At 38.5% G+C, this 14,128-nt stretch carries 9 protein-coding genes; 7 read left to right on the plus strand and 2 right to left on the minus strand.

The window, feature by feature from the left end:
- Positions 1-31 precede the first annotated feature (31 nt).
- The 7 genes from dgt (at position 32) to C0T34_RS13865 (ending at position 11,681) form a co-directional block, all read left to right on the plus strand.
- Complete coding sequence (dgt, locus tag C0T34_RS13830) at positions 32-1,540, plus strand: dGTPase (RefSeq protein ID WP_109850329.1); 1,509 nt, start codon at positions 32-34, stop codon at positions 1,538-1,540.
- A gap of 389 nt (positions 1,541-1,929) precedes the next feature.
- On the plus strand, positions 1,930-3,255 hold the full coding sequence (gene rlmD / locus C0T34_RS13835) for a 23S rRNA (uracil(1939)-C(5))-methyltransferase RlmD (protein WP_109850330.1): 1,326 nt from the start codon (positions 1,930-1,932) through the stop codon (positions 3,253-3,255).
- A 71-nt stretch (positions 3,256-3,326) separates the two neighbouring features.
- Positions 3,327-5,564, plus strand: coding sequence for a GTP diphosphokinase (relA, locus tag C0T34_RS13840; protein ID WP_098940995.1), 2,238 nt, complete (start codon positions 3,327-3,329; stop codon positions 5,562-5,564).
- 102 nt (positions 5,565-5,666) lie between these two features.
- The gene (gene mazG / locus C0T34_RS13845; protein WP_109850331.1) at positions 5,667-6,464 is read left to right on the plus strand and encodes a nucleoside triphosphate pyrophosphohydrolase; all 798 of its coding nucleotides are present in this window, start codon (positions 5,667-5,669) and stop codon (positions 6,462-6,464) included.
- A gap of 511 nt (positions 6,465-6,975) precedes the next feature.
- Positions 6,976-8,613 (plus strand): CTP synthase (glutamine hydrolyzing), encoded by a 1,638-nt coding sequence (pyrG, locus tag C0T34_RS13855; RefSeq protein WP_075673391.1) that lies wholly within the window; start codon positions 6,976-6,978, stop codon positions 8,611-8,613.
- A 62-nt stretch (positions 8,614-8,675) separates the two neighbouring features.
- Positions 8,676-9,977 (plus strand): phosphopyruvate hydratase, encoded by a 1,302-nt coding sequence (gene eno, locus C0T34_RS13860; protein WP_075673392.1) that lies wholly within the window; start codon positions 8,676-8,678, stop codon positions 9,975-9,977.
- Between the two features lie 321 nt (positions 9,978-10,298).
- The gene (locus C0T34_RS13865) at positions 10,299-11,681 is read left to right on the plus strand and encodes a DASS family sodium-coupled anion symporter (protein WP_088493586.1); all 1,383 of its coding nucleotides are present in this window, start codon (positions 10,299-10,301) and stop codon (positions 11,679-11,681) included.
- Between the two features lie 268 nt (positions 11,682-11,949).
- Here C0T34_RS13865 and mltD read toward each other — a convergent pair whose 3' ends face one another.
- Both mltD and gloB read right to left on the minus strand, forming a co-directional pair.
- Entirely contained in the window at positions 11,950-13,284 is a 1,335-nt protein-coding gene (mltD, locus tag C0T34_RS13870; RefSeq protein WP_098940992.1) for a murein transglycosylase D, read from the minus strand.
- Positions 13,285-13,359: 75 nt separating this feature from the next.
- Entirely contained in the window at positions 13,360-14,115 is a 756-nt protein-coding gene (gloB, locus tag C0T34_RS13875) for a hydroxyacylglutathione hydrolase (protein ID WP_098940991.1), read from the minus strand.
- Positions 14,116-14,128: the final 13 nt, after the last annotated feature.

The following is a 14,128-nucleotide window of genomic DNA, read 5'->3' on the forward strand; positions in this document are numbered from 1 at the left end:
TCGTTTCATCGAAACCAGAAAGAGGACAGAAATGATCGATTTTAAGCTGAAGTTAAATTATCAACGCAAATATAACAGCAGTGATATCGATATTAACGATGAAATGCAGGTTTCTCGTCAATTTGAAAGTGATCGTGGCCGTATTATTAACTCAGCCGCTATTCGGCGTTTACAACAAAAAACGCAAGTCTTTCCTTTAGAGCAAAATTCCGCAGTACGTAGCCGTCTTACTCATTCTCTTGAAGTTCAGCAAATTGGTCGTTATATCGCTAAACAAATTATCGGTGAATTAAAAAAGCAAAATAAGCTTGAAGTGTATGGCTTAATTGATCGCATCGATAGCCTTGAAAGTTTAATTGAGATGGCGTGCTTAATGCACGATATTGGTAATCCACCTTTTGGTCATTTTGGTGAAGCTGCGATTAAACATTGGTTTCAAAAAGTATTATCACCAGAGGCGACAGCCGAATTTGATAGTTGTCCGTTTATCCCTATGCAGTATTCAGCTAAAGTGCAATTAAATGAATTGCGACAAACTTTACGCCAAGATTTATGTCAATTTGAGGGTAATGCTCAAGCTATTCGAATGGCGCATCATCTTCTTAAATTGAATTTAACCTATGCTCAAATTGGCTGTGTATTAAAATATACCCGTCCCGCTTATTGGCAAGGTGAAGTCCCTAAAGAATATAGCTATTTAATGAAGAAACCGGGATATTACTGGTCTGAATTAGCATTCGTAAAAGAAGTACAAGAAAAACTAAATATGGGTGAGTTCTGTCGCTTTCCTCTCACATATATTATGGAAGCTGCTGACGATATTTCGTATTGCATTGCGGATTTAGATGATGCAGTAGAAAAGGGAATTTTTGATATCAACCGTCTTGTTCAACTTTTACGAGATGCATGGCGTGAAAATGGTGATGTGACCGAAGGTGATTTATTCGATATTACTGTGAATAGGGCTTATAAAAAAGTCGATCAAAATGAAGCTAAGCGTAGCATGCAAGATCAGTTTTTTATGTATTTACGTGTTTATATTACAGGAAAATTAGTCCCTTATACGGCGTATCGTTTTATAAAAAATCTCCCCCAAGTTTATGAAGGGAGTTTTAATCACGCCTTATTGGAGGGGGATAGTGCTGAGCATCGTTTATTAACAACATTAAAAAGTGTCGCTAAAAAATGGGTGTTTAGCCATCCTGAAGTTGAAGAGCTCGAAATGAAAGGATATCGCGTGATCAGTGGATTACTTGATATCTATAAGCCCTTGCTTTTATTATCAACTGAAGATTTTTTAAGATTGCATAAATATAACGAACATCCTAAATATGTAATTGAGACGCGTTTATATCATAAGCTTTCTGTTAAACATAAACTGGCTTATAACGATATGTTAGAAAAGCTAAATGATATAAATACTGAAAGAGGAAAAATTTTAGAGTTTTATTATCGTACCAGATTAATTCAAGATTATATCAGTGGAATGACTGATCATTATGCTTATGAAGAATATAGAAAATTAATGGTTTGTGATTAACTTGTAATCATTAAGAGAAATGCTATCTAATTGATTGGTGATAATTTTTAGACTTTTCTTAGTGATAATAAAGATTTATTAAAATAACAGAAAATAGATGTTATTAATTGTAAATATATTCAATATAAAAGTTATATATAATATTTGTTAGTTATAGAACAATATAAAATCCATAAAACGAGTGTCTTAGGTTGTTATCATTAAAAGTTTTCTCAATTTAACAAAAATATTGCTTATATCAGTTAAGTAAATAACTTGTTCGATGTTATACTCTTCCCATGTTTTCTTCTGAAATGCATAGTCATTCATGTAACGCTGAAAAACATACAGCGTATTCTAAAACGATGTCATTTCACTGTTAATCCGTCATTGATACTTAATTTAATACTATGGTGCAGTTTTATTCCCCTAAAAAACGCCCTGTGAAAAAACAGGCGACAACTCTGGAAGTGACCGCCAGTGCATTGGATGCAAATGGTCAAGGTATTGCTCATGCTGAGGGCAAAACGATTTTTGTAAAAGGATTACTCCCACAAGAAACTGCTCGTATTCGTTTAACAGAAGAAAAACGCCAGTTTGCTAAGGGCGAGGTTATTAAGCGTTTAACTACCAGTGAGCAGCGTATAACGCCTCATTGTGAATATTATGAGCGTTGTGGTGGTTGTCAGCAGCAACATGTACTGATTGCGTTACAACGTACAACAAAAGCAGGTGTGTTATCACATCTTATTAAACGTGAAACGGGAGTGGTGATTTCAGCGGAACCTGTTATTGCCGGCGCTGAATATGGTTATCGTCGTAGAGCAAGATTGGGATTGCGTTATCAACCTGAAAAAGGGTTGGTGATGGGATTTCGCCAAGAGCGCTCTAATGATTTGGTCATGATAAAAAAATGCCCAGTATTAAAACCTCAGTTAAATGATTTATTGTCTCCTCTTTGGGCATGTCTTAAACAATTAACATCAGTACGTGATTTAGGGCATGTTGAAATGGTGCTCGCTGATAATGGGTCGTTGGTGATTTTACGTCATTTATCACCATTACCTGAGAGTGATAAACAGAGTTTGCGTGATTTCTCTCAAACTCATCAAGTTACGATGTATCTTGCAGGTGATAATAGCGAGATAGCACGATTAACTTCAATTGAGAAGGAACCCTTCTATCAAATAGAAGGTCTAAATTTACGTTTTGCACCTACTGATTTTATTCAAGTAAATGATGAAATAAATCCTAAGATGGTTGCTCAAGCTATTGAATGGCTTGATTTATCGCCAGAAGATCGTGTGTTAGATCTATTTTGTGGTATGGGAAACTTCACTTTGCCTATCGCAAAACGTGTCAGTGAAGTGGTGGGTATCGAAGGTGTACCTGCGCTGGTTGAAATGGCGAAAAAGAATGCAGAACTAAACCAACTGGATAATGCGCATTTTTGGCATGCAGATTTATCAGCGGATTTCTCTGCAATGTCGTGGTCGAAAGAAGGATTTAACAAAGTGTTGTTAGATCCCGCAAGAGCAGGCGCTTCGGAGGTAATGTCACATATTGTGAAGTTATCCGCAGAAAAAATCGTGTATGTCTCCTGTAATCCGACCACGTTAGCCAGAGATAGTAAGATATTATTAGATTCTGGATATCAGCTAACCAGTTTAAAAATGTTGGATATGTTTCCACAAACGGGTCATCTGGAATCAATGGCACTGTTTAGTCGAAAGTAAATTTATTTGAAAATAAACAGTTAGCCAGTAAATAAGTCGCAAATAAGATTTATACCGTGTAGGGAGAGAATATGGTTGCAGTAAGAAGTGCTCACTTAACACCTGCAGGAGAGTTTGCTGTTGATAAATGGGTCAATAGCTTGAACTTAACCCATGTCAATGCGGGTAGTGAAATCATGCAAACCTGGGAATACTGCCATCGTACTGTTCAAGGGCGTGAAGATGCCGAACTGTTATTGTGGCGTGGTGTTGAAATGGTTGAGCTTCTTTCGACACTAAGCATGGATAAAGACAGCATGAGGGCAGCGCTTCTTTTCCCACTTGCTGAAGAAAATCTTATTGATCAGGAAATTGTTACTGAACACTTTGGTGATGCTATTTGGAGCTTAGTGCGTGGTGTTATGGAGATGGATGCCATACGCCAATTAAAAGCGACACACACTAATGAAACAAGTTCGGTTCAGGTAGATAACGTGCGTCGCATGCTGTTATCTATGGTGGAAGATTTCCGTTGTGTGGTCATTAAACTTTCAGAACGTATTGCCCATTTACGTGAAGTGAAAGATGCCACAGAAGATGAGCGCGTGCTGGCTGCTAAAGAGTGTTTTAATATTTATGCACCATTAGCCAACCGATTGGGTATTGGTCAATTAAAATGGGAATTAGAAGATTTTTGTTTCCGCTATCTTCATCCTGATGAATACAAAAAAATAGCAAGCTTGCTTCATGAGCGTCGTATCGATCGCGAACAGTACATTGATAATTTTGTCAGTACAGTACGTGGTTATATGAAAGAAGAGAATGTTGATGTAGATATCTATGGACGCCCTAAACATATCTATAGCATCTGGCGCAAGATGAAGAAAAAGAATCTCGCATTTGATGAGTTATTTGATGTGAGGGCGGTACGTATCGTTGTTGAACGCCTTCAAGACTGCTATGCGGCATTAGGGATTGTGCATACTCATTTTCGTCATTTACCTGATGAGTTCGATGATTATGTTGCAAATCCAAAACCGAATGGCTATCAATCTATTCATACAGTTGTATTAGGGCCCGAAGGCAAAACGGTTGAGATCCAAATTCGTACTCGTCAAATGCATGAAGATGCCGAATTGGGTGTGGCAGCGCACTGGAAATATAAAGAAGGTGCAACTGGAGCGGCAACGAAAGGCGGTACAGGCAGTTATGAAAACCGCATTGCATGGTTACGTAAACTGATTGCATGGCAAGAAGAGATGGCGGATTCTGGCGAAATGCTGGATGAAGTCCGTAGCCAAGTTTTTGATGATCGAGTTTATGTCTTTACACCAAAAGGTGATGTAGTTGATTTACCAGCGGGATCAACACCACTTGATTTTGCTTATCATATTCATAGTGATGTGGGACACCGTTGCATTGGGGCGAAAATTGGCGGGCGTATTGTGCCGTTTAGCTATCAATTACAGATGGGGGACCAAATTGAAATTATCACGCAAAAACATCCTAATCCAAGTCGTGATTGGTTAAATCCCAACTTAGGTTATGTCACCACAAGTCGTGGGCGTGCGAAAATTCATAACTGGTTCCGTAAGCAAGATCGCGATAAAAATATTCTTGCTGGACGCCAGATTTTAGATAACGAATTGGCGCATATGGATATCAACATGAAAGAAGCAGAAAAACTGCTGATTGCACGTTATAACGTGCATAGTGTTGATGAAGTATTAGCAGGTATTGGTGTTGGTGATATTCGAATCAACCAGTTGGTGAATTTTATTCAAAGTAGATTGAATAAAGCCACTGCGGAAGATGAAGATAAAGAAGCTCTGCGGACACTCGAAAACAAAACGCCAGCACCAAGAGCCACAGGATCAGGTGGAAGCATTGTTGTCGAAGGCGTAGGTAACTTAATGCATCATATTGCACGTTGTTGCCAGCCTATTCCGGGTGACAATATTGTCGGCTTTATCACTAAAGGTCGTGGTATTTCTATTCACCGCGCTGACTGTGAGCAACTAGCTGAACTGCTTTCTCATGCACCAGAACGTATCGTTGATGCGGTATGGGGAGAGAATTACTCTAGTGGTTATTCATTAGTTGTTCGTGTTGTTGCTAATGATCGTAGTGGATTATTGCGTGATATCACCACTATTTTAGCGAATGAAAAAGTCAATGTACTAGGTGTCAGTAGCCGTAGTGATGTGAAGCAACAAATTGCGACAATCGATATGAATATTGAGATTTATAATCTCCAAGTATTAGGTCGTATTTTGGCAAAACTTAATCAGTTGCCTGATGTGATAGAGGCGAAACGCTTTTCTCACTAAAACATTAAAATGATAAGATGCCGAGACAACTGTTCTCGGCATTTTTTTATCTAAAAATGTATTAAACAGGATAAAGCTCACTCTTATTTAAAAGGCAATGTGATGTCAGAAAATCGTGAAATCTTTCGTTTATTAGAAATTATGGCGCAGTTACGTGATCCTAATACTGGATGTGAATGGGATAAAGTGCAGACTTTTGACACTATCGCGCCTTATACCTTAGAAGAAACGTATGAGGTGTTAGATGCTATTGCTCGTAAAGATTTTGCTGATTTAAAAGAAGAGTTAGGCGATTTGCTTTATCAAGTTGTTTTTTATTCACGAATGGCGCAAGAGCAAAAGTTATTTGATTTTAATGATGTTTGTGAAGCTATTAGTAATAAGCTAGAACGTCGACATCCTCATATCTTTGCCTCTGAAAGCGAAAATAATTTATCAACGGAAAAACATCGCTGGGAAAAACTGAAAGCACAAGAGCGTGAAGCAAAAGCACAATTTTCATTATTAGATGATATTCCCGCCACATTACCCGCTTTGATGAAAGCAGAAAAAATTCAGAAACGATGTGCTTCTGTCGGATTTGATTGGAATGAACTTGAACCTGTTTTAGGTAAAGTGTTTGAGGAAATAGATGAAGTGATGGCTGAAGTGAAAAAAACACCTCAAGATGCGTCTAAAATTGAAGATGAATTGGGTGATTTACTATTTTCAGTTGTAAATTTATCCCGACATCTAAAACAAAAACCAGAGCAAGCATTAAATCGAGCATGCCGCAAATTTGAACAACGCTTTCGCCTTGTTGAAAAAATGCTCTCAGAAGAGGGCGTAGGCATAGAAAATGCTTCATTGGAAGAGATGGAGATCTGTTGGCAGAAAGCAAAGAAACAACAGATTGAGTGAATTGTGACACGCAAATTAGCGCCAACATGACATAAAATGCGATAAAAATAGCCTGTAACATCTCGTTTTTTCAGTTGTTTTTATAAAAATTGATAAAAAGCGAAATTATAAAAGGTAATTTCGTTTTTTTGTTTTTAGATGATTTTAAATATCGCAGTTACATTTTATTGCATTAAAAATGTGATTAACCTCAAAAAAATTAAAAGCATGATCATAAGCAAAAGATCTCGCTATAAACCTGCTACACTTAATATCGTGAAAAAAATAAAGCATCTCTTTTCTAAAAGTGGTATCTTAGCTGAAAGGATTAAGCTAAAATGCTTGATAAATATTTTCACGGGTTTAGTTTATTGAATTTTTACTGTTTTTTCGTGTTTAAACGGATAAGTGGCGTGATGAAAAAGAACTTTATACTACTAAGAATGTTTGTAGCGAAAATAAGGTTCGGGTATACTGTGTTCCCGTCCAGTTATATCCATCATCCTAATACACCTAAACTTTCAGGTTCAGCATGAAAACGAATTATATTTTTGTGACCGGCGGGGTCGTATCCTCTCTGGGTAAAGGCATTGCCGCAGCCTCTCTGGCGGCTATACTCGAAGCCCGTGGACTCAATGTCACCATGATGAAGTTGGATCCGTATATTAACGTCGATCCAGGTACTATGAGCCCAATTCAGCACGGGGAAGTCTTCGTCACTGACGATGGTGCTGAAACTGATCTCGACTTAGGACACTATGAGCGCTTCATTCGCACGAAAATGACTCGTCGTAATAACTTCACGACAGGTCGCGTATACTCTGAAGTATTACGCAAAGAGCGCCGTGGTGACTATCTTGGGGCTACAATTCAAGTTATTCCTCATATCACTAATGAAATCAAAGAACGCATCATCCGTGGCGGTGAAGGCCATGATGTCGTTTTAGTTGAAGTCGGCGGGACAGTTGGTGATATCGAATCTTTACCATTCTTAGAAGCGATTCGCCAAATGGCAGCAGAAGTGGGCCGTGAGCACACATTCTATCTGCATTTAACATTGGTGCCTTATTTAGCCGCTTCTGGTGAAGTGAAAACCAAACCAACTCAGCATTCTGTAAAAGAATTACTGTCGATCGGTATTCAGCCTGATGCGTTGATTTGCCGTTCAGACCGCGTTATTCCTGCAAACGAACGTGCCAAAATTGCACTGTTCTGTAATGTGCCAGAGAAAGCGGTTATTTCATTAAAAGACGTCGATTCCATTTATAAAATCCCTGCACTATTGAAATCACAGGGATTAGATGATTATATCTGTAAACGATTCAGCTTGGATTGCCCAGTTGCAAATCTTGCAGAGTGGGAACAAGTTATTTACGAAGAAGCTAATCCTGAAGGCGAAGTAACCATTGGTATGGTTGGTAAATATGTTGAATTACCAGATGCCTATAAATCAGTGATTGAAGCATTAAAACATGGTGGTTTCAAAAGCCGTGTTACTGTAAATATCAAATTAATTGATTCACAAGACGTTGAAACCCGTGGCGTAGAAATGCTTAAAGGGTTAGATGCAATCTTAGTACCAGGTGGTTTTGGTGAACGTGGTGTTGAGGGCAAGATTATGGCTGCTCAATATGCGCGTGAAAATAAAATCCCTTACTTAGGTATTTGCTTAGGTATGCAGGTTGCTATGATTGAGTTTGCACGTAATGTCGTTGGTATGGAAGGCGCAAACTCTACTGAATTTGCACCAGATTGCAAATATCCAGTTATCGCATTAATTACTGAATGGCGCGATGAAAATGGCAACATTGAAGTGCGTTCAGATGAAAGTGATTTAGGTGGCACGATGCGCCTTGGTGCTCAGCCTTGCCATTTAAGTGGTGATAGCTTAGTTCGTACACTGTATGGCAAAAACACCATTACAGAGCGCCATCGTCACCGTTATGAAGTAAATAACCTACTATTAAAACGTATCGAAGATGCGGGTTTACGTATTGCAGGTCGTTCAGTAGATAACAAACTGGTGGAAATTATTGAAAATCCAAACCATCCTTGGTTTGTTGCTTGTCAGTTCCACCCAGAGTTTACCTCAACGCCGCGTGACGGCCATCCGTTATTTGCAGGCTTTGTGAAAGCAGCCTTTGATAACCAAAAAGGCCTGCTGAAATAGGATATATGAGAAGAGATAGGGTATCTCTTCTCGGAAATTTAACTTGTACAGAGGAAAACCGAATGTCCAAAATCGTTAAAGTACTTGGTCGTGAAATTATTGATTCTCGTGGCAACCCAACAGTTGAAGCAGAAGTACACTTAGAAGGTGGTTTTGTTGGTATGGCAGCTGCTCCATCAGGCGCATCAACAGGTTCTCGCGAAGCTTTAGAATTACGTGATGGTGATAAATCACGTTTCTTAGGTAAAGGTGTTCTGAAAGCAGTTTCAGCTGTTAATGGTCCAATCGCTAAAGCGATCCTTGGCCAGGATGCAAAAGACCAAGCTAACATCGATAAAATCATGATCGATTTAGACGGTACTGAAAACAAATCAAACTTTGGTGCAAACGCAATCCTAGCGGTTTCTTTAGCAAACGCAAAAGCAGCAGCTGCTGCGAAAGGTATGCCTTTGTATGAGCACATTTCTGATCTGAACGGTACTCACGGTCAATATTCTATGCCTCTGCCAATGATGAACATCATCAATGGTGGTGAGCATGCAGATAACAACGTTGATATTCAAGAATTCATGATCCAACCAGTTGGTGCGCCTACTCTGAAAGAAGCAGTGCGTATGGGTTCAGAAATCTTCCATCACTTAGCAAAAGTGCTGAAAGCAAAAGGTATGAACACTGCAGTTGGTGACGAAGGTGGTTATGCACCAAACTTAGAATCTAACGCTGCTGCATTAGCAGCTATCAAAGAAGCAGTTGAGAAAGCTGGTTACGTTTTAGGTAAAGACGTTACTCTGGCTATGGACTGTGCAGCTTCTGAGTTCTACAACAATGAAACGGGTAACTACGAACTGAAAGGCGAAGGCAAAACCTTCACTTCACAAGAGTTCACTCATTACTTAGAAGAACTGACTAAACAATACCCAATCGTTTCTATCGAAGATGGTTTAAACGAATCTGACTGGGATGGTTTCGCATACCAAACTAAAGTTCTTGGTGACAAAATCCAACTGGTTGGTGACGACCTGTTTGTAACTAACACTAAGATCCTGAAAGAAGGTATCGACAAAGGCATCGCTAACTCAATTCTGATCAAATTCAACCAAATCGGTTCACTGACAGAAACTTTAGCAGCAATCAAAATGGCGAAAGATGCAGGCTACACAGCTGTTATCTCTCACCGTTCTGGTGAAACAGAAGATGCAACTATCGCTGACTTAGCAGTTGGTACAGCAGCAGGCCAAATCAAAACAGGTTCTATGAGCCGTTCTGACCGTGTTGCTAAATACAATCAACTGATCCGTATCGAAGAAGCATTAGGTAACAAAGCACCTTTCAACGGTCTGAAAGAAGTTAAAGGCCAAGCATAATCTTGCACCTTTGATTAGAAAGTCTTATTTATTGGAAAGGGGAGAGCCTTGAGTTCTCCCCTTTTTTTTAATTTTTTTTCAGAAAAAACAGAATATTTATTCTTAACATCTTTGAAAAAGTGTGATGTGTAAGAGGAAATAGTGTTCAATTATTACTCTTTTATTAATAAATTGGTTAATTCTCGTGGATGAGATCCCAATTATTAGTTTTGCGCATTTTCAATGACGAGAAATGTTTTTATATTTCACATATAACCTATTTCGTTAACAATTATGGCTTAGTGAACCTAATGTTCATATCAGCTAATGTGGAGTATTATCATGGACGCGTCCAATTTAGCCCCATCGGCGAAGTCGAGCCCGATAAATAAACGAGGGTTAATCATTCTGGCAATCGATGTAGTTTTATTATTACTTTTGCTAGAATTTTTACCTTATGATCCAAAGGCCAATGCAGGTTTAGCATTAATGGTGTTTGTGGGAGTGTTATGGCTGACAGAAGCTATTCACGTCACGATAACGGCATTATTTATACCTATTTTAGCCGTTGTGCTTGGGCTAATGAATACCAATGAGTCATTAAAATCATTTGCGAACCCCATCATTTTCTTATTCTTCGGTGGCTTTGCATTAGCGACAGCGCTTCACATTCAAGGTCTAGATCGCTTAATTGCTAACCGCTTGCTGATGATTGCAAAAGGTAAACTTTCAATTGCTGTATTGCTGTTATTTGGTGTTACTGCATTACTCTCAATGTGGATCAGTAACACAGCAACAGCCGCGATGATGTTACCTTTAGTATTAGGTATCCTCTCCAACCTAGATATTCGTTCAGAGCGTAATACCTTTGTATTCGTATTATTAGGTGTTGCTTATAGTGCAAGTATCGGTGGTTTAGGTACGTTGGTTGGTAGCCCACCTAATGCGATTGCAGCGGCTCAGCTGAACTTAGATTTTATTACATGGATGAAGTACGGTATTCCAATCATGGTGGTGTTATTACCTATCATGTTTATTGTGATGTACCTGATGTTGCGTCCTAACTTAAAACATAAATTTGATCTGAAATTAGAAGTGTTAGAGTGGAATAACAAACGTGTTATTACCATGATCATCTTCTTAGTTACTGTAGTATGTTGGATCTTCAGTTCTTTCATCAGCAGTGCTTTTGGTGGTGTAAAAGATTTAGATACCGTCATTGCAGTCAGTGCAGCAATTGTTATCGGTGTAACAGGTGTAGCAAGCTGGAGCCAAATCCAAGAGAACACAGAGTGGGGCGTATTAATGCTGTTCGGTGGTGGTTTAACACTGAGCGCTATTTTACAGTCTTCTGGTGCAAGCCTTGTGATGGCAGATTTCATGAAAGAAACCTTCGGTGCAAGCCACTGGTTCGTGATTATCCTTGCAGTAACAACCTTTATCATCGTATTAACTGAATTTACCAGTAATACAGCGAGTGCGGCGTTATTAGTACCAATCTTTGCAACGGTTGCACAAGCATTAGGCATGCCAGTAATGGCGTTAACTATGATTATCGGTATCGGTGCATCTTGTGCGTTCATGCTACCTGTTGCAACCCCGCCAAATGCGATTGTCTTTGGTTCTGGTTACATCAAACAGACAGAGATGGTACGTGTCGGTGGTGTACTGAACTTAGTGTGTATCTTAGTTATCTCTCTGTTTGCTTGGTTCTTCTGGCTATAAGTTAGTACGCTAAATTAACCAAATAGAGATAAAAACGAAGCGCTTGATAATAAAATATCAGGCGCTTTTTTATTGCCTATTATTTTGAATAATAAAGAGGGTATTCAAACGAAATTAAATAGAAGGAAGGGAAGAAAGGGAAGAATAGAAAGATACGATTTTCTTGAAAGGGACTACTCATTGAGAAGAAAGAAAAAAGCCATCTCTATTTATCACCTCTAAGGCATTAAATATATTGATGGCTTTGAAGAAACTAAAGTGCAGAAAACTATTTTATATACAGTGTTAATTGAGTACCCGGTTTTAACATTTTAATGTCAGCGTTCCAGCTCATTAACTGTTTCAGGTTAATGCCGTGGCGACGGGCAATACTGTAATAAGAATCACCTTGGCGTACTTTATAGTAGCTTGGTGAAGGTTTTGTTGGTTTCGTTGTCGTGGTGCTACTGACACTACCTGCATTATGAATTTTTAATGTCTGACCAACCAGTAATGTGCTCTTTGCATTTAACCCATTAATACGCTGTAAGTCTTTGATACTCATATTATAGCGGCGAGCAATAGCGTAAAACGAATCCCCTGAACGAACCTTATAAACGCTTTCTTGCTTAATAGATTGATTCGTTTTGGCGACAGCCAAGCGAATAGTTTCTAATACAGCTTCATCTTCAAAAGCGTTACGGAATTGGTCAAGCTTATTGCGAGGCAACATAATGACATGAGGGCCATTCGGTGCAGTTATTCCACGTTTATAGCCTGGGTTATAGTCTTTCACGGTATTAATAGGTAACTGACTTAATTCAGCGACTTTATTTAACGTGATTTGCTCACCGACATCAAATGAGGCTAATGCTTTATCGCGATAGTTACTTTTTGGAAAAGTAATATCTTGTTCGTTTTCACGAATAACTTTGCTTAAAGCGAGAATTTTCGGCACGTAATTCATCGTTTCTTTAGGTAAAGAAAGCGACCAATAGTCTGTTGGTAAGTTTTGACTCTCATTTGCCTTTATTGCTTGCATAACACGACCTTCACCAGCGTTATAAGCAGCAAGGGCAAGTGCCCAATCACTATCAAACATGACATACAAACGCTCTAGTAAATCAAGAGCTGCTTTAGTTGATGCCATGACATCACGACGACCGTCATACCACTGATTTTGTGCCAAACCATAGTAATTACCAGTTATTGGTACAAATTGCCATAAACCCGCTGCATTTGCAGAAGAGGTAACATGAGGATTAAACGCACTTTCAACGACAGGAACAAGTGCAAGTTCCATTGGTAATTCACGTTTTTCAATTTCATCAATAATCGAATACATATAAGGCTCTGCACGAGCAGCAACGCTCTGTATATGTTTGGGATTATTTAAAAAATATAATTCTTGCTGCGAGATCCTTTCATTTTCAGGGAGATCCATTTTCAATTCACTTATCACATAACCCCATAAATTGGTTTTTACATCATATTGAGGTTGGTGAGAAGTTGAAGTCCCTTTCGTTGATATTGGTGTGTTCGCAGACAAATTAGGTTTAATGTTCTCAGATTGCTGGCAGCCCGCCAGTAACAATATGGAGAACAAAATCGCTTTTGTCTTCATAATAGAAAAATTCATCCTGTGTGTTTTTTGAACCAAATGATACTTAGTGTGCCAAAATAAAACAACCAATAGGAATTAAAAGTTGTCTTTTAATTCTCTTAATTTTGTAAATGTCTTAATTGGAGCATAAGTATTAGTGGTTATACCTAAAATCCTTTGCAAATCAATATCGTCAGATTTCAAAAAAAGATTAATATTCTTTTCATTTTTCAGTGTTATTGGCACAGTAGGTTGCAAATTTTTACGCATTTCACTAACTTGGGCTAAATAATCGGTAATAAGTGCATTTTCTGGCATGATATGATGTGCAAAGGTCATATTTGATAGGGTGTATTCATGAGCACAACAAATTAATGTGTTATCAGGTAAAGCACTCAATCTTTGTAATGAACTGAACATTTGTTGTGCAGTTCCTTCGAATAAACGACCACAACCACCAGAAAAAAGTGTATCGCCACAAAATAGATAAGGTTCGCAATAATAAGCAACATGACCCAATGTATGGCCCGGCGTACCAATTACATTAAAAGTAAAAGAGCCAACAATAATGCGCTCTTGATTATGAATAATATTTTCAGCCCCTTTACTTTGTGTTTCTTGTGGGCCAAAAATGTCGATGTTAGGATATTTTTTTACAAGTTCAGCAACACCACCAACATGATCATCATGATGATGGGTTAATAAAATCGCGATAGGTGTTAGTGAGCGTTGTGAGAGCATTTCAATAACAGGTTTGGCCTGTGACGGGTCCACAATCACACATTCACTATTTTCATTACTTAATAGCCAAATGTAGTTATCGGATAAAGCAGGAATTCTGATAAGCTCCATATAAGTTACCTTA

Source organism: Proteus sp. CA142267, from assembly GCF_003336825.1.
Taxonomy (GTDB): Bacteria; Pseudomonadota; Gammaproteobacteria; order Enterobacterales; family Enterobacteriaceae; genus Proteus; species Proteus terrae.